The sequence below is a fragment of the Acinetobacter bereziniae genome (assembly GCF_016576965.1).
GTDB lineage: Bacteria > Pseudomonadota > Gammaproteobacteria > Pseudomonadales > Moraxellaceae > Acinetobacter > Acinetobacter bereziniae.
Genome location: NZ_CP066119.1, coordinates 217,450 through 236,490, shown reverse-complemented (window position 1 = coordinate 236,490; position 19,041 = coordinate 217,450). Strand labels below are relative to the sequence as shown.

Below are 19,041 nucleotides of genomic sequence, written 5' to 3'. Positions count from 1 at the left end.
ATTGAATACAGATGCAATTACTTCAAAGCAGGACTAAAACGACTATATCATTGGTGGAATATTTGCCATCCATAAATTAAACCTGCAGCAGCTACAATCCAACACAATGTCGCAACGCCAAAACAAGACCACATTGAAAGTTTTGTTGCCAATAAATAAACCACCAACAAATAAATAAAATAAGGAACGAGTGACCATATTCCGAATAAAGCGGTTTGTTTTAACGCTTCGGCACCTTTTTCTTGAGCTACGATTACATGTGCGATCAGTGCAAAGGTCGGAAACAGTGGAACCAAGCCCGCAATATAAAATGTCTTACTTTTTGAAAGAATTGAAATCAGTAAAACTACTGCTGCACCGATACTGCATTTCAAAAATAAAGACAACATTGAATACCACTCAAACAAACATCAGATCTGAGCAAGAGTTTACGCCAACATTATCCTTTTGAAATCTAAAAAATCAGCTTATTTCATCCAAAATCAAAACAATGTTGAATTAGAATGCACGTTTCAATTTGCCACGATGAATAAAAGCAAAAAAAGCCATTGCCGCTAACGCACCGAGGAAAAAAATGAATTTAATTTCACTTCGGCTTAAATGGTATTCAGATTTGTTGGTCTCTGTTTGGCTAAAATCTGCTTGTACAGGTGGGATACTTGTCGTCAGATAAGAGGGTTTGATATTTTTAAAGTTTAATTCAGTCAGCGCAGCTGGTTTTTCACCTTTGCCAACTAAAACATAGGCAGCAACAACATCAAAATCCACTGCATTTTGAATGCCAAATTTAACCTTTATCGGTTCATAAGTATTGTATTCAGGAATCCAATCATTCAGCTGGCTGTAGATACGAATGGTGTCGGTTTTTTCTAATTTGGGATCTTGAATGAGTTGAACAGCGTTTTCATCCAACAAAGCGGTTAACGCTTTAAATTGATGAAATGAATACTGATTGGTTTGTGTAAGTTGCTCTGCAATCAAGGTTTGCTGTGTGGAATGTTCGCTTGGCTTCGCTTTATTTAATAAGCCTTGATTTTCAAGTATAAAATCTGCTTTTGACGTCAATCCAGGGAAGTTTTGACGTCCGACTAAATATACAGCTGTCCAAATCTGATCACCAGGTTGAACATCTTCTAATTCCACTTCATACAATTGATTTGGTTTAAGCTGTAAAACTTGGTCAAACAGGACTGGCGTAGCATCTTCTGCAAAAACATTGCACGAAAATACCAAACAAAGAACACATATAAGTTTGTGTATATTCATTTTTAAGCCCCCTGTAAATGCGATGCACATCACATATGTTACAGTAAAAATAATAACCAATCGCAGAATAGTTGTCTTACAATCTGTTTTTCTAGATAAATGGTTTTTCATCTCATTCAGTAGTCATAACCAGACACTCAAAACAAACCAATCCGTTGGGTAAAAAATACAGACTCAACTTTTGATATATGAAACTGGTTATTTCATAAGCATTTCATTTTAAATAAATTATATTGTCATATTGAACGTATAAAAATTAGACCAATAAAATAAATCACAATCAGTCTAATGCTATGAATCTTATTATTTTATGTAAAACATTGATTGTGGTAGCTTTTAAAAAATGGTCAGTTAGATGACACAATTTGTCGCTTAAAAACTATTTTTTACAGCTTGAACAAAATTAAATCGCTATCATATAGCACTTTAATTCGCATAATTTCGAGAAAGTTTTATGAGTCAAAGTCATATCCGTATTCGAGGCGCACGTACCCATAATTTAAAAAATGTGTCACTCGATATTCCACGTGACAAGTTTGTGGTGATCACGGGACTTTCAGGCTCAGGAAAATCATCACTGGCTTTTGATACTTTATATGCTGAAGGTCAACGTCGTTATGTTGAATCCCTCTCTGCCTATGCACGTCAATTCCTCTCACAAATGGAAAAACCAGAAGTCGACTCAATTGAAGGTTTAAGCCCTGCGATTGCCATCGAACAAAAGTCGACCAGCCATAACCCTCGTTCAACAGTCGGAACCATCACTGAGATTTATGACTATCTACGTCTACTCTATGCACGTGTAGGTACACCCTATTGCCCTGAACATGACTTACCCATGGTTGCACAAACTGTTTCTGAAATGGTAGATGCAGTTAAAGCTCTAGAAGAAGGTACAGCGTTAATGCTACTTGCACCTGTGGTTCGTGAGCGTAAAGGTGAATACACCAATCTGTTTGAACAATTACAAAGTCAAGGTTTTGTCCGTGCGCGTGTTGATGGTGAAGTGATTGATATCGATACTCCGCCAGAGCTGGATAAAAAGAAAAAACATACCATCGAAGTGGTTGTTGATCGCTTTAAAGTACGTGACGATTTAGGGAACCGTATTGCAGAAAGCTTTGAAACAGCACTACGTCTAGGTGGTGATATTGCAGTTCTATCGTGGATGAGCGGTGAGCAGCCTGATCGTGTGTTTTCTGCAAAGCACTCATGCCCTGAATGTGATCGTGCAGTAGCCGAACTTGAACCCCGTCTGTTTTCGTTCAACAATCCTTTCGGTGCCTGCCCTGTCTGTGATGGTTTGGGTACGCGAAGCCACTTTAGCGCTGAAAAATTAATCCCTAGCCCTGATGTATCTATTAGCCAAGGGGCGATACGTGGTTGGGACAGACAACGCCCTTACTACTACAGCATGATTCAAAAAGTTGCAGATCATTTCGGTTTTTCATTAGATACACCATGGAATGAGCTGGATGCAGAAACCAAAAAGAAATTTCTGTATGGAACAGGCAAGGAAAAAGTTGATTTAAGCTATATCGATGAACGTGGTCGTAAGCACAATCGAGTACAACCTTTCGAAGGTATTTTGCCCCATTTAGAACGCCGCTATCGTGAAACTGAATCGAATTATGTTCGCGATGATTTGGCACAATATTTATCAAATGCCGCTTGTGATGCTTGTGGTGGCTCACGCTTAAATGAAATTTCCCGTCATGTTCGGGTAAAAGATAAAACCATTGCTCAAATAACTAAAATGTCGATTGGTGATGCTGAAAGCTACTATCAAGATTTAAATCTTGAAGGTGCCAAAGGTGAAATTGCCGATAAGATTTTTAAAGAAATTCGTGAGCGTTTGCATTTCCTTGTTTCCGTTGGTTTAAATTATTTAAGCCTTTCACGTTCGGCTGAAACCCTTTCAGGAGGTGAAGCACAGCGTATTCGCCTTGCTTCGCAAATCGGTGCAGGCTTAATGGGCGTGATGTATGTTTTAGATGAACCATCTATCGGTTTACATCAACGTGATAATGACCGTTTACTTGAAACATTGGTACGATTGCGTGATCTTGGCAATACGGTATTGGTGGTTGAACATGATGAAGATGCCATTCGTGCCGCTGACCATATTATTGATATTGGTCCTGGCGCTGGTATCCATGGCGGCCATGTCATTGCAGAAGGTACTTATGAAGAATTGGCAAGCAATGAAGATTCTTTAACTGGTAAATACTTATCTGGAAAATTAAAAATCGCAGTGCCTAAACAGCGTGTAACACCGCCAAAACCTGATGAGCAAATTAAACTGATGGGCGCAGCAGGTCATAACCTTAAAAATGTTGATCTGAGCATACCTTTGGGTGTGATGACCTGTGTGACAGGGGTTTCTGGTTCAGGAAAATCAACACTGATCAACCGTACGCTATTGCCTTTGGCTGCAACTCAACTCAATGGTGCAACCACCTTAACGGCGGAAAAGTTCGACTCGATTGATGGCTTGCAATTCCTTGATAAAGTGGTCGATATTGACCAAAGCCCGATTGGACGTACACCACGCTCCAATCCTGCAACCTATACAGGTTTATTCACCCCGATTCGTGAATTATTTGCTCAAACACCTGAAGCGAAAGCACGTGGTTATGCCGCAGGTCGTTTCTCTTTCAACGTCAAAGGTGGTCGTTGCGAAGCCTGTGAAGGTGATGGCATGATCAAAGTGGCGATGCATTTCTTGCCTGATATGTACGTGCCTTGTGATGCCTGCCATGGTCAACGTTATAACCGTGAAACTTTGGAAGTCGGCTATAAAGGTAAAAATATTTCTGATGTGTTGGAAATGACGGTTGAAGATGCCATGCATTTCTTTGATGCAATTCCTGTCATTCACCGTCGATTAGAAACCTTAAACCAAGTGGGTTTAGGCTATATTCGTTTAGGTCAGTCAGCAACCACTTTGTCTGGTGGTGAAGCACAACGTGTTAAATTGGCACGTGAATTGGCAAAGAGAGATACAGGCAAAACCTTATATGTCCTTGACGAACCAACGACGGGCTTACACTTCCACGATATTGCCAAGCTTTTAGACATCCTGCATGAGCTTCGCAATAAGGGCAATACGATTGTGGTGATTGAGCATAATCTGGATGTGATTAAAACTGCGGACTGGGTAATTGACTTAGGTCCTGAAGGTGGTTCAGGTGGTGGTCAAATTATTGCTGAAGGCACACCAGAAGATGTGGTTAAATCGAAAGTTTCACATACAGCGAAATTCCTAAAACCGTTGTTGAAGTAAGGCGATTTATTGCATTTCTGCCCTCTCTTGTTTTAGAGAGGGCTCACGTCTCTATGCTCGTCGTTAAAGGGGCATAGAGGACTCTAAGTCTTTATAATTAAAATTAACATATATAACTGATATTTTTTATCCACTTTGATATTTGTCTTTTACCCATCTATCCGTCAATTATTAGCTTATATGTCAGGTTTTCTGATCTATATCTTGGCTCATTACTCTGTCTTTTAACTGTAAAAATTTTGCATTTCCAATTTATACAAGGCAAGATCAATCCATAGCACAGGATATTCATCATATGAAGTTTCTTTACCCATGCTTTTTGATCCCCAGTATTGCTTTACTCAGCGGCTGTATCGGCAATATGAATCCAGCTGGTGGAAATGGTCGCCCCAACTATCCATATTTCGTCACTACACAACCCATGATCATTAAAAAAATAAATGTACCGGCAGGGACTATACTGACCTATGAGAAACAAAGTTTTAAGACAGGCAAACAAAATCAACTCATGAATGAAAATAAACTACAATCCATTTTGATGCCAAGTGGACAAAACATCATATGGGGTGGCGTACCCGTCAGTATGATCGAGAAATTTTTCAATTCACAAATGCGCGGTTATAGTGTTCATGCAGAATTCGAAAAGTTATCACCGAGTCAAAGCACGAGATTTTCAAAATTATGGAAAAGTTGTAATGACCATCTTGGAATTACAATTAAAAATAATAACGATTGGTCATTTAATCTGAATAATATAGCTGATGTAGAAAATTGTAGTGTGCTTTATCAACGCTACTTTAAACATGATACTGAACAACAGCAATTTCTGGATCAGTTATATCGGGAATTAAAAAAAGTGAATCTCAAATAACCGTGTTTGAATGAACTATCCCACGACTTTATTGCGACCTTGTGCCTTTGCTTTAAATAAAGATGCATCCGCTTGCGCGAATAAATCTTCCCAATTCTTTGCCCCTGTTGCTACGCCAATACTTACGGAAACATTCAAGTGATCTGTTGAAGGTGTATGATTAAATTTCAACTGGGAAACATCTGCCAAAATACTTTCAGCAATTTGCAACGCCCAATCCCACTCGACTTGATCAATTAAAATCAAAAACTCATCGCCACCAAAACGTACAATCAAATTTGACTGGGCAATATTGGCTTTTAGACACTGGGCAATTTCCACAATGACAGAATCGCCTAGGATATGCCCAAATTGATCATTCACATATTTAAAATTATCAATATCCACCATGATTAGTGTGAGTTTTTCAAAACGTTCTGTTTGAGTGGCAATATTTTTTAAATAATCTTCTAATGCCAAACGATTCGAAACTCCGGTTAAAATGTCCGTATTGGCACTGTTCTGTAATTGAAATTCAAAAGCATCACGCTGTTTTAACATTTCTTTTAATTTATCAATGGCATCTTTCAATGTGTGCACTTCTTTACTAGGAGCGGTAGAAACAGCGCCCATATAGTCACGCTCTTGAACTTGTGATAACTCTAAAATCATATTTCTAGCATAAATCAAAGGCTCAAAGAGTTTTTTCCTAGTATATAACATGGTAAAAATCGCCACAGCCAATGACAAAAGCGAGATAAATAATGTGATCAAAAACTGACGTTGCTCCGACTCCAATTGTGCTTGAGCACTCAACGCATGTGTTTCCAATAAATACTTTTGTAAGTCGATCACTGAATTGAATTTCCCAACCAAAACATCAGTCAACTGATTGGCTGTTAAAAAATAAGCTTGCTGATGTGAACTTTCCTCAATTAAACGATTAACAGTCGGTAATCCTTGATCAATAAATTGGCTTTTTACTTGAGCGTATAAATGTAGATATGCTGGCGTTTTTAAATTTTCCATTTGCATGGTATCCATCAAACGCCATAAGTATTTTACTTGCTCTTGAGTCTGTAGTGAGCGCGCTTTGTTATATTCAGGAATAGGCTCTGAAAAACTCAGTGGTGCCATAATATTGGAAGCCACACGCCCCGATTGATCTCGTAAATCCGCCAAGATCAATACGATAGATGCATAGTCCGTCACATCACTATTTATTTTTTTTGAGTCATTGATTAAGCGCTGTAACATGGCTCTACAGCTATCCCATGCAGCAAACATCCCCTGAATTGCTTGATCCATTTGAACAGAAGTACGTTCTTTTGCAGGCAATGCCAAATAAGCATCGACCTTCCCCCGTGCGACAGCTAAATCATGTCTTAACTGTACATCCACCTGATCCGCTAAAGCATTGAAGCCTGTCTGCCTTAAAGATTCGACAGTTAGATCAATTTGCCGATCCACCCCCTTACGATAATCTTGCAAGGCTTTCATATTTTCAGACAAATCTTGGGTTGAGCTCGACATTGCCTTATTCGTTGGTGCCCTTTCTCGTGATATTTTATTTGATGTTTCTGCAAAAATTTGTAAGGTTTGAATATCGACTAAAATTCTCTTTGAACGAACATATTCTTGATAATTACTGATAATTTGAGGAACAGCGATCAATAAAACGGACAAAATAATGACTGACATAAGGATAAGCAAACGGGTGCTTATTTGTTCTGATCGGAGTTCCTGCACCATCGTCATGACCCTATGGGAAGTAATGTCGAATGAATCTAAAAAATTTGGCTATATTATAGGGTATCTGAATCAATTCTACCCAAGTATTTAAACTTCAGTCTGTTTATTGCATTCACTATACTATCGCTTTTACAGATAAGTGATATTGAAAATTAACATTTTACATATAAATAGATTATTCTTAAAATATAAAAATCAAATGAATTATCACATTTTGAAAATATACCCTTTTCAATGCCCAGTTACCCCCAATAAACTGGGCATTTTTTTAACTCATGCATTTATCTTAAATAAAAAAATAGACCCAATTTGTCCAAAATACTTAAGGTTAATTGTTTACGTTCAGCTGGATCATTACCTGCTTGCATGTTCATATTTAACGCAAATGCAGTCACCTTGCCATTGGGTTGTTCAACCCATCCCGTATACCAACCCACTTGAGGTTCAACATCCATTCCCCAACCACTTTTAGCATACAGTTTACTGTCACCACGTCTCTCGATATAAAGCATATCTTTGACTTGTTGCTGTACATTTGAATCAAAAGGCAATTGCTTCATTGCCAGTTGATAGGCAAATTGAACTTCTTGTTCAGGGGAGATTTTTAAAGGACCCACCAACCAAAAATTATCGACTTGCTGACCAATCTCCGCATTGCCAAAACCTACACGCTTCACTTCTTCACGCATCAATTCCAAGCCAATACGTCGAGCAAGCTCTTGATATACAGGAACAGCTGAAGCCTGCATCGCTTCTGCCAAAGTCATATCTTTTTCCCATGCTGAAAAAGCGCGCTTTTCACCATTCCAATGAAATACTTCAGTATTGGTTGCTTTTGCATTTTGCAAGCCAATTAAAGCATTCAACATCTTAAATGTAGATGCAGGAATATATTCAGTCTTTGCTCGGCTTAGATCATTACCATAACTTTTTAGATGAATCCCATCATAAGTAACAAACACAGCTTGAGTCTGTGCTTGATTAAATAATAAAGGAATCTCAGTTTCTCGCTCTGATATGACTGGGCGTTGTAGTTTTGAATCATAAACACAACCTGAAAATGCCAAACTACTGAGGATGATACAAAATAAACCTTTCATTTTAAACTTCATGATATTGGTGACCTTAAATACCACTCTAACATGCTGAAAAATTGAAATCGTAGAGATCATGGAAAAATATATTGTGCCAAGAATGTAAGAAAATATTTACATGTGCAATATATTGGTGCATAATGCACCTCATTAGGGCAATAATTAGGTTTTCCTCAGCAGAAACTTTAGCTTTGCTCCAGATTTTGGCGAAAAATCCCAGTTTTCTTTGAAAATTGGGATTTTTTTTGGCAAAAATCATGCCAACTCTATCCTAAAAGGTTAACTTTAGCACTATATTGGTGCAAAATTTCTCCCCCTACCTGATTTGATGAAAATTTATTGATTTTTAAACAAAAAAAAGCCCAACCTTGGGGAAAGCTGGGCATATAAACTGCGAATTTAAAAAAACTCATTGATTAGCAATGAACTTTATAGACTTATTATCTAAAATCCATCACACTTTGTAAAACCTATTAAATTGATCGGATATAGAAATATTATCGTTTTTACTAATAATTGCGCCACGATCAACACTTTATTAAATAAAATGAATATTGAATCACATATTTTATGCCAGCTAAGCAGATTTTAATGACATTTTCTTGACATAGATTGCAAAAAAACCATCGAAAATACAAATTAACAACAGAATACAATAGAAAAAACAAATCAATAAAATTCGTATTTTGCCATCCTTTTTTTAATAAATATTACTGCTCTTTAGTTTTATTTACTTGTTCTGATTAAACTTTTTCTAAGGTTGACTCGAAGTTAAACAAATGTTCGTTTTTTAAACAGTGTTTTTTTCATGTATCTGCTTTGTAAACATACGTCTTAAACATCATTGACTTAATATCTTGTTACAATACAATGCCGTGTGTTTCACCAATTTCTCCTATTGGAAAAGATTATGAAAAAACTCGGTTTAGCCACTGCTCTATTATTAGCCATGACCGGCGCACAAGCATACCAATTTGAAGTTCAAGGTCAATCAGAGTATATCGATACAACTGAAAATGACAAAGACTTCACTGGTGGTCTTCAAGGTACTTTCTACTTCAAAAATGTTGACTCTTCTAAAGGTCCTTTGGCTGAAGCAGCGTTCTTAAACCAAGCTTCTAACGTATCTTTAGCGTACAACTATGGCGAATTAGATGCTGGCGTAACTGCACACAACTATGGCGCTAAAGCTGAAGCTTATGTTCCAACACCATATGTTCCTGCTTATGCAAGCGTATCTTATAGCCACACAATTCTTGATGGCAAACACGGCTTATCTAACGATCAAGGCGACCGTTTTGCTTTAGAATTAGGTGCTTTACCTACTCAAAACTTCTTAGTTGCTGTTGGTTATACCAACGTTGCTGACCAAGTTGCTTTAGATGCATTCAATGTAATGGGTAATGGTGTTGCTAAAGCAACTGCTGAAGCTGCAACAATTGGTGAAGATCAAGACGCAATCACTGCACGTGCTAAATACGTTGGCGGTATTGACGGTACGAACATGTCTTTAGCATTTGAATCAGGCATTATCTATGGTGATGCAACTGCATACCAATTCAAAACTGATTTCTATTTGAACCCACAATTAAGCGTTGGTGCTTCTTACGCAGCATCTAGCTACGAAGGTACTCCAGATTCAGCTTGGGGCGCGAACGTAAACTACTTCATCACTCCTGCGATTGCAGTTGGTGCAAGCTACGTAAATGCAAACTACGAAGCGAATAAAGGTCAAGCGATCGCTTATGTTGGTGATACGCAAACTGTTGGCTTAAACGCTAAATTCCGTTTCTAATAACTTAGAAATTGAATCTGTAAAAAAGGACTCTCACGAGTCCTTTTTTATTGCTTGAAGATAAATAACTTAGCTTCTCAGTACATTTAAAAAATGCAGGTGACGTTCATATTGATCAATGATGTCCTGAATCAAGTCTTCCTGTGTCCACTCCATCACATCATAGTTCTGACCGCCCTCTCTTAAAAATACTTCAGCTTGATAAAAGTCATCTGTTTGTTGATGCTGTTCATTCATCATAAAGCTGGGTGCAACCATTTCCCGCACCATTACTTTATAAATAAAGTTTAGTTCGTCATGATGATCTACACTCAACTGAACACCATCTTCCAATTCTTTGATGACGACATTCAAATGACGGCGTTTGAATTCAAAACGAATACTTTCAAAAGCTTTAATCACATGAGATTGGATATATTCATGCACCTCAGCTTGTGTATGCGGATAATGCATAATTAAGCCTAGACGTTGTTGCCAACTTCGTGGGTTTTGTACAGCTCTTGGAGTAATTCTTGCGACTTGTAAAGCTTGCATTTTGGTCACATCCACACGAAGTGCTTTCACTAAGCCCCAACATAACAACAGCATAATAAATGTGAATGGCAATGCGCTCATCATTGTCGCGGATTGTAATGCACTAAGCCCACCCACCATTAATAGAATGATCGAAAGTACTGCCATTAAAATGGTCCAAAACAAACGTTGCCAAGTCGGTGAATTATCAGACTTTGCTGTGAGATAGTCGGTAACCAATGCACCAGAATCTGCTGAGGTGACAAAAAATAGAACCACCAGTACCGTCGCGATTAGACTTGAGATTCCTGCGAAAGGTAAATGAGCGAGGAATTCAAACAATGCCACTGAAGAATCTTTTTGCACAGCAGCCATCAAACTGTCTTGCCCCTGTTGCAAAATACTGAATAATGCAGCATTACCAATAAAGCCCATCCAGATCAGGGTAAAACCTGTCGGAATCAGCAAAACGCCAACAATAAACTCTCGAATGGTACGCCCTTTCGAAACACGGGCAATAAACATCCCCACAAATGGTGACCATGAAATCCACCATGCCCAATACACAATGGTCCACCCACCGATCCAACCATTGGATTGATAGGCATATAAATTAAAGGTCATGGTGAATAAATTAGAGATGTATTGTCCAGCATTTTGAATTGTGGCTTGTAAAATATAAACACTTGAACTGGCGAGAAAAATAAAAACAAGAAGTAGCAAAGCCAAGACCAGATTCAGCTCAGAAAGTCTTTTAATTCCTTTATCTAAGCCTAAAAATACGGACAGTGACGCAAGTGTACTGACGATGATGATCAATATAATTTGCGTTGTAATATTACTTTCCCAGCCGAATAAATAGCTCAAGCCAGAGTTAATTTGGGTTACACCGAAACCTAAAGTCGTGGCAACACCAAATACCGTACCAATGGTCGCAAAGGTATCCACAGCATCGCCAATAGGTCCATAGATCCTACGTCCAATAATTGGATATAGGCCCGAACGAACTTTTAGTGGTAAATGATAACGGAAAGCAAAATAAGCCAGTGTTAGACCAACCACAGCATAGATCGCCCAAGCGTGTAAACCCCAATGGAAAAAGGTAATTCTCATCGCTTGTTGCGCAGAGTCAATACTTTGGGGATCTCCAGTAGGCGGATTGACATAGTGCATGACTGGTTCAGCCACACTAAAGAACATCAAACCGATCCCCATACCAGCAGTAAACAGCATGGCAAACCATGACCCATTGCTATATTCAGGCTGACTGTGGTCTGGACCGAGTTTAATTTTGCCCATCTCAGAAAAGGCAATAAAAATAAGCAAAATTAAAAAAATTGCGACGGACAAAACATAGAACCAGCTAAATGAATCCGTGATCCATTTATTCATTTGCGTGGTCATCAGTTCAAAGGCATTAGGTGCAAAGATAACCACCGCTAAAAACAGCGCAATTATTCCAACAGTGCTCAAGAAAACATTTGGATTGATATTGTCAAACCAAGTGATTTTTTTGGAAGGCATATTTCCCCCAGGTTTTTATATTAAAAGGACAGACGTATTAAAGTCAAAAAAGGCATTCACAATAGTGAAAAAAGACGAATCCTGTAGAACAGCGATTAGATTCAGCACACATTATAATTTAAATTAATATTTTCAACAATTTAGCAAATGTAACAAGATAGTTTTCACGTTATTTTGGTTTATTTTCAATATATTGCAGTGCAATCATACGTGAAACGATCAGCGCAAAATACATCACACCACAAAACATTTGCAACATCGAAATCACACGTGCTGCGGGTGCAACAGGGATCAAATCCGACAATCCAGTTGCAGATTGCAAACTAAAACTAATAAACAATAAATCCAGCCAAGTCTGATAATCCGCAACATGATTGGGGTTTTGAAAGCTTTGTGGAACCAATAATTGGCAAATACTGTATAAAAAGGCAAAGCCCCAAGCAATCAGGGTAAAAACTGCCCCAGCAGCAAATAACTCATCTTTGGTGAGGTAACGGTCTGCAAACATATAACGGATCAGTCCATAAGCAGCACAAAAATATGCTGCTGCTTCAAAAGCATGGGCGATAATTTGCAAAGTAACTGAATGAAAACCGATCAGCATCAAAAAAGATAACGAAAAAGCCCCCAACACAAAGCTTAACCCAAGCACGGTAAATGTTGGTGTTTGTCGTATTACCTTGGCAATGATCAACAATGCAGACACCCCAAGCAGCCATGTAAGAATTTGATAGCTTCTACTGGCATTGGTGTACACAGACAAAACCAAAATCAGCAATTGCACCAATAATAGCCATGCCGAAGGCAATTGCTTGAATCCTTTCCAAAATTCGACGATTGATTGCATAAATAATTTCTGGTTATTGTTTTAAAACTTCAAATTAACATATTCATTCAATTTGATAAATTGTTTAAATTTTACCTTATTGTTCAATCTATAAATTGAGATAATTCATCTTATTTATAACATGCTAAATCGTGCGCTTTTCAAGCTTTATTTCTACTCTAAATTATTCAAGCACTTAATCCTGTTATAAAAGGGACATGAAGGCTTTCAAATTGAAAACCCATAAAAAAAGCACCTTCTTAAAGGTGCTTTTTAGAATTGATCTCAAATCAATTAGTGATCTGAAGCACCTGAGATGCCGATACCTGTTTGTGAGCGTACAAACTGTGCATCAAATGCTTTGCGTTCTGCTTGTGCACGTGCTGATTTATCAGTCACAGAGAACAACCAGCAGCAAATGAAGGCTAATGGCATAGCGAAGATTGCAGGACCATTGAATGAGTTGATTGGTGTATCAGAGATTTTTAAAGTATCTACCCAAACAGCTTTCGATAAGATAATTAAAGTCACTGCTGTTACTAGACCAACAACACCACCGATAACTGCACCACGTGTCGTTAAGCCTTTCCAGAACATTGAAAGTACCAACACTGGGAAGTTTGCACATGCAGCTACGGAGAATGCCAAACCAACCATGAAAGCAACGTTTTGTTTTTCGAACAAAATACCTAAGATCATCGCGAAAATTGCTAGACCTAAAGTTGCGATCTTAGACATACGTAATTCAGATTCAGGTGTAGTTTGACCTTTTTTAATTACGTTTGCATATAAGTCATGTGAAATTGCTGAAGCACCTGAAAGTGTCAAACCTGCAACAACTGCAAGAATAGTTGCAAACGCCACTGCTGAAATGAAGCCCATGAACAGATCGCCACCCACTGCATCAGCAAGGTGTACCGCTGCCATGTTGTTACCGCCAACTAATTCTAGTTTGCCAGTTACAGCCATTTTTGCTACATCAATGAATTGTGGGTTGTTTGATACGAACAGAATCGCACCGAAGCCGATAATGAATGTTAATAAGTAGAAGTAACCAATGAAACCTGTTGCCACAACAACTGATTTACGCGCTTCTTTTGCGTCTTTAACAGTAAAGAAACGCATTAAGATATGTGGTAAACCTGCGGTACCAAACATTAATGCTAAACCAAGCGATAATGCATCTAATGGGTTTTTCGCCAAGCTACCTGGACCCATGATCTTAGTTGCATCTTCGATGCTTACATCATGCACTTTTGCAAATACATCGATAGATTGTTTAAACATTTCAGAGAAGCTATAGCCTACAGAATGCATCACCATGAACGCCATGAATGTTGCACCTGAAAGCAACATCACCGCTTTAATGATCTGTACCCATGTAGTCGCCAACATGCCACCAAAGATCACATAAGCCATCATCAGAAGACCAACGATCACCACTGCAATGTTATAGTTCAAACCAAAAAGAAGTTTGATTAGCTGTCCTGCACCCACCATTTGTGCAATCAAATAGAATGCAACAACAACCAAAGAACTGATTGCAGCAAGTGTACGTACCGGCTTTTCTTCTAAGCGGAATGAAACCACATCAGAAAGGTTGTATTTTCCTAAGTTACGCAGACGTTCAGCAACCAAGAACAGTACAACTGGCCAACCAACCATGAAACCTAGTGAATAAAGCAGGCCATCAAAACCTGAGCTAAACACCATTGCAGAAATACCCAAGAACGATGCAGCTGACATGTAGTCACCGGCAATCGCCAAACCATTTTGGAAACCTGAGATACCACCGCCAGCTGTATAGAAGTCTGCTGTATTGGTGGTTTGTTTTGCAGCCCATTTAGTGATGAACAAGGTAAGACCAACGAAAATTGCGAACATGATAATCGCATGCCAGTTGGTCGCTTGTTGCTGAGCTTCACCTAAATCTGGACCAGCTTGTGCAACAGTAGAAAGCAGTGCAGTAGATGCAAGTGCTGCTTTAGTCTTTAAAGAGTTCCATTTCATCTTAGTGAAGTCCTTTTTCATGAGCAATTGCTTCTACTTCTCTCATTGCATCTTCATTCAATTGATCCAATTTATTGTTGGCAATATATGAATACACACCACACAAAATGAAAGATAAAACAATAATGCCTAGACCTAAAGGAATACCCCAAGTGGTGACTCCACCACTAAATGAAGTCATCAAAAATTCTTTGTTATAGCCAACTAAAAGCATAAATCCAACATAAACGAACAACATAATTGCAGTTAATGTCCAGCTCAATCTACTTTTTTTAGCAACCATTTCTTTGAATTTTGGATTTTGTAGAATCGCCTCTACTTGTCTCTCATCCATAACCATGCTCCTTGATAAGCGACCAGAACCCTGGTTGCTTTTTTTAATCTTTTTTTACATGGTCAAAATTAACAATATTGTGGGGTTCTCGTAACTTAGACTTTGGTCGTTAAATTTTGAGCAAAGTGCGTGAGTCAATTCATGGATGCGGTATGATAGGGGGTAGATTTTTATACTGTAGTCCTTATGAACAGTTGGTTAATTATAGGGGTTTTAGCCCTTTACATCTTCATTCTCTTCGTTTGTGCCTTCTTTGGGGAGAAGCATGCCAGCCGATTAAGCACTCGCGGCAGAATGCTTCTCTTTAGTCTAACATTGGGCGTTTATTGTTCATCTTGGACTTTTTATGGTGCAACTGGTGCAGCAGTAAGAGAAGGGATTATTTTCCTACCGATTTATTTAGGACCTTTGTTATTCGTTTGGCTAGGTTATGACATTTGGCGTCGTTTAGGTCGTGTACGCCAGCATCATGCAATTTCATCGATTGCCGACTTTGTTGCTGCTCGTTATGGTAAAAGCGGAACACTTGCCTCTTTGGTCACCATCTTAGCAGTTATTGCAATTATTCCTTATTTGGCTTTGCAGTTACGTGCGATTGCACTCAGTGCATCGGTCATGCTGGATCATAATACCCAAGTTGTTTCAACCACAACCAATGGTGTACTTGGACTCACTGCGGTGCTTGCAATCTTAGCGATGATGTTTGGAACGCGACAAATCGCCAATACCGAACAGCATGGCGGACTCATGCTTGCGGTAGCATTTGAATCTTTTGTCAAACTGTTTGCACTACTCTGTGTTGCCTTCTTTTTTATTTTTGACCACCCTCAAAATATTGTACAAATTTCACATGATGTACAAAAAACCTTTCATGAAGTGCAACTGTTTGGTGTTCCTGAAACATTTTGGATTCAAACCTTATTGGCATCTTTAGCGATTATTTGTTTGCCCCGTCAGTTCCACGTTGCTGTGGTGGAGTTACGCGATGAAAAGCATATTCGAGGTGCTAGACGCTGGTTTGCTGCTTATTTAATCCTTACCATTATTGCCATTATTCCAATTGCCAGTTGGGCACTTCATGCAGCACCGAAATATTTAACCATTCCAGATGTTGCGGTACTTTCTTTACCGATTAGTTATAACCAAGACTGGTTATCTTTACTGGCATTTTTAGGGGGGTTTTCTGCATCTACAGGGATGCTTTTGGTCTCTTCTGTCGCACTGTCTATCATGCTGAGTAATGACTTGATCATGCCTGCTTTATGGAAATTTGGAATTCTTTCCCGTCATGATAAACGCTTACCGCAAGTGCTTAAATTTACACGTCGTGTGTGTATTTTAGCGGTGATGCTACTTGGTTTTCTATTCTTCCATTTCTTTAATGATATTGACCAACTCTCAACTTTTGGTCTTTTGGCATTCAGTGCTGTTGCACAGTTCTCACCAGCATTGATTGGTGGTTTATATTGGCGAGGAGGTAGCCGCCAAGGGGTCTATTCTGGTTTAGTGGTCGGTTTTATCCTGTGGTCATATACCTTGTTGCTTCCAACAATTTTGCGAAGCTTACCTGTTGAGTATAGTGAGTTCGCACATCAGTTTTTAATGTTTGGTCCTTTAAATATCGAATGGTTAAGACCAGAAGCATTATTTGGTTTTGAATCATTCGCACCATTAACACATGGTGTTATTTGGGCACTCGGATTAAACATTACCTTATATATCTGGGTATCTCGAATTTATCGCCCAAGTATTGCTGAACAAATACAGGCCGAAAGCTTTTTCTATTACGAAACCAAACCTTTACCTGCGCAAAATACTTCGACTGATATTAACTATTTGCACCACGATGTCGCCAAGCTCAAAGTTGGCGATTTAATCGCACTGGCTAAACGTATCACTGGTGAAGGGCCTGCAACACACGCATTTCAGCAATTCTGTGCTATGAACAATGTGGTTTTAAATGAAAATAGCAGTGCAAATGGGATGTGGTGGCGTTTTACCGAACAGTATCTTGCTGGAACGATTGGTGCAGCATCTGCGCGTACCTTATTAACTACAGCGATGGTCAATAACGGCTTAGCCTTGGGGCAAGTTGCCAACATTCTTGACCAAGCCTCACAATGGCAACGCTTTAACCAAAATCTCATCATGACCATGATTGACCATATGACGCAAGGGGTCAGTGTGGTGGATGAAAATATGTGTCTGGTAGCATGGAACAATCAATACCTCAAACTTTTTGATTATCCTAAAGATCTCGTTTATGTCGGTTGTCCAATTGCAGACTTGATTCGTTATAACGCTGAACGTGGTGAATGTGGTCCTGGCTCTGTAGAAGAACATGTACGCAAGCGAATTCACTGGATGAAAGTCGGAAGTGCGCATGAGTTTGAACGAATTCGTAAAGATGGTCGTGTCATTCAAATGCGTGGAAATCCAATTGAAGGTGGAGGTTTCGTTACCACTTTTGCTGATATTACCGCATTCCGTGAAAATGAAGCTGTACTTGAAGCCCGTGTCTCTGATCGTACCCAACAGTTGGCTGATGCACTTGAAGAACAACAACTTGCACGCGAACAAGCCGATAAAGCCAACATGTCAAAAAGTCGCTTTATTGCCGCCGCCAGCCATGACTTACTTCAGCCCATGCATGCCGCACGTCTATTCAGTACAGCATTAGAACAAAGCGTTCAGTCGGATGAAGACCGAAAAACCTTACAACAGCTTGACCGTGCTTTGCATGGTGCAGAAAGCATGTTATCTGCTCTTTTGGATATTGCACGCTTGGAAGGTGGTTCAATTCAGCCGAAACGCCAAGCCTATCCATTACATGATTTACTCAGTGATTTGGAACTGCAATTTAAATCGATTGCCGCACAACGTGATATCCAGTTGCACGTACATGATGCTCAATTCTGGATTGACACCGACCCGCAATGGATTCGTCGTATCATCCAAAACTTTGTTAGTAATGCCTTACGTTATACAGCGCGTGGGCGTGTCGTGGTGGGTGTACTGCGTGCTTCAGATCTTCCACAACATATCCGCATTGGTGTTTGGGATACAGGTCCTGGGATTGCAGAAGAACAACGCATTAAACTGTTTCAGGAGTTTGAGCGTTGTGGGCATACTTCACCTTGGGGGGAACAAGGTTTAGGGCTTGGTCTTGCGATTGTTCAACGAATGACCAGCTTGTTGGATTATCCTGTACATGTCTATTCAGAGCTCGGTAAAGGCTCATGCTTCATGATTGATGTCCCCGTTGTAGAAGCACCTAAAATTGTTGCTACACCAGTGCAAGCTGTTCCTTTAAAAGCAAAAGCATATAAGATTTTATGTTTAGATAATGACGATACAATTTTGGAAGGCATGACTACCCTGCTGACCAAATGGGGTTATCAAGTCTTTAAGGCCACAGAACCTGAACAGGCTTTGGACATTATTCAAAGAGAAAATATTCAAGTCTGGTTAGTGGATCAGCATCTAAACAATAGCAAAATTGGTTTGGATTTCATCATTGAAAATCGTCAGGAAAATGTTCCTGCAGCACTGATCACCGCAGACTCCGATCCTGAATTACCACAACGTGTCAAAGATTTAAATGTTGTGCTTTTAAAGAAACCACTTAAACCAGCCTCACTACGCGCATGGTTATCTGGATTGAAAATTTCAAAATAGTGTTGCCTATTAGAATCCCCTTCTTTAATGTTTTGAAACATTTACACGCGCTAGAGCTTCGTGCTCTAGCGCGTGTGTTACACATTTTTTTAAGATAAATAGCAATTTTTTTT

At 39.1% G+C, this 19,041-nt stretch carries 12 protein-coding genes; 4 read left to right on the top strand and 8 right to left on the bottom strand.

Annotation, left to right across the window (positions count from 1 at the left end):
• Positions 1 to 47: 47 nt before the first annotated feature.
• Entirely contained in the window at positions 48 to 389 is a 342-nt protein-coding gene (locus I9192_RS01085; protein WP_005034503.1) for a GlpM family protein, read from the bottom strand.
• A 109-nt stretch (positions 390 to 498) separates the two neighbouring features.
• Positions 499 to 1,266 carry a hypothetical protein gene (locus I9192_RS01080; RefSeq protein ID WP_058968248.1) on the bottom strand — a complete coding sequence of 256 codons (768 nt, stop codon included), beginning with the start codon at positions 1,264 to 1,266 and terminating at the stop codon, positions 499 to 501.
• 454 nt (positions 1,267 to 1,720) lie between these two features.
• Between I9192_RS01080 and uvrA the strand changes: the two genes are divergently transcribed.
• Both uvrA and I9192_RS01070 read left to right on the top strand, forming a co-directional pair.
• Entirely contained in the window at positions 1,721 to 4,552 is a 2,832-nt protein-coding gene (gene uvrA / locus I9192_RS01075; RefSeq protein WP_005034507.1) for an excinuclease ABC subunit UvrA, read from the top strand.
• A 295-nt stretch (positions 4,553 to 4,847) separates the two neighbouring features.
• Positions 4,848 to 5,423: a hypothetical protein gene (locus I9192_RS01070; RefSeq protein WP_005034511.1), complete on the top strand. Its 576-nt coding sequence runs from the start codon at positions 4,848 to 4,850 to the stop codon at positions 5,421 to 5,423.
• A 15-nt stretch (positions 5,424 to 5,438) separates the two neighbouring features.
• On the opposite strand, the gene I9192_RS01065 is transcribed toward I9192_RS01070, so the two are convergent.
• Both I9192_RS01065 and blaOXA read right to left on the bottom strand, forming a co-directional pair.
• Positions 5,439 to 7,154: a GGDEF domain-containing protein gene (locus I9192_RS01065; protein ID WP_005034512.1), complete on the bottom strand. Its 1,716-nt coding sequence runs from the start codon at positions 7,152 to 7,154 to the stop codon at positions 5,439 to 5,441.
• A 281-nt stretch (positions 7,155 to 7,435) separates the two neighbouring features.
• The gene (gene blaOXA / locus I9192_RS01060; RefSeq protein ID WP_227567258.1) at positions 7,436 to 8,254 is read right to left on the bottom strand and encodes an OXA-229 family carbapenem-hydrolyzing class D beta-lactamase; all 819 of its coding nucleotides are present in this window, start codon (positions 8,252 to 8,254) and stop codon (positions 7,436 to 7,438) included.
• 904 nt (positions 8,255 to 9,158) lie between these two features.
• On the opposite strand from blaOXA, the gene omp33-36 reads away from it, so the two are divergent.
• Complete coding sequence (gene omp33-36, locus I9192_RS01055) at positions 9,159 to 10,043, top strand: porin Omp33-36 (protein WP_139419256.1); 885 nt, start codon at positions 9,159 to 9,161, stop codon at positions 10,041 to 10,043.
• A 69-nt stretch (positions 10,044 to 10,112) separates the two neighbouring features.
• Here omp33-36 and I9192_RS01050 read toward each other — a convergent pair whose 3' ends face one another.
• The 4 genes from I9192_RS01050 to I9192_RS01035 form a co-directional block, all read right to left on the bottom strand.
• The gene (locus tag I9192_RS01050; RefSeq protein WP_004825635.1) at positions 10,113 to 12,080 is read right to left on the bottom strand and encodes a BCCT family transporter; all 1,968 of its coding nucleotides are present in this window, start codon (positions 12,078 to 12,080) and stop codon (positions 10,113 to 10,115) included.
• 169 nt (positions 12,081 to 12,249) lie between these two features.
• Complete coding sequence (locus I9192_RS01045) at positions 12,250 to 12,927, bottom strand: ion channel (protein WP_046759753.1); 678 nt, start codon at positions 12,925 to 12,927, stop codon at positions 12,250 to 12,252.
• A gap of 273 nt (positions 12,928 to 13,200) precedes the next feature.
• A complete protein-coding gene (locus I9192_RS01040) occupies positions 13,201 to 14,916 on the bottom strand; it encodes a cation acetate symporter (RefSeq protein ID WP_004825638.1) in 1,716 nt (571 codons plus the stop codon).
• Between the two features lies 1 nt (position 14,917).
• A complete protein-coding gene (locus I9192_RS01035) occupies positions 14,918 to 15,250 on the bottom strand; it encodes a DUF485 domain-containing protein (RefSeq protein ID WP_004825640.1) in 333 nt (110 codons plus the stop codon).
• A 186-nt stretch (positions 15,251 to 15,436) separates the two neighbouring features.
• On the opposite strand from I9192_RS01035, the gene I9192_RS01030 reads away from it, so the two are divergent.
• Positions 15,437 to 18,928 (top strand): hybrid sensor histidine kinase/response regulator, encoded by a 3,492-nt coding sequence (locus I9192_RS01030; RefSeq protein ID WP_005034520.1) that lies wholly within the window; start codon positions 15,437 to 15,439, stop codon positions 18,926 to 18,928.
• Positions 18,929 to 19,041 lie beyond the last annotated feature (113 nt).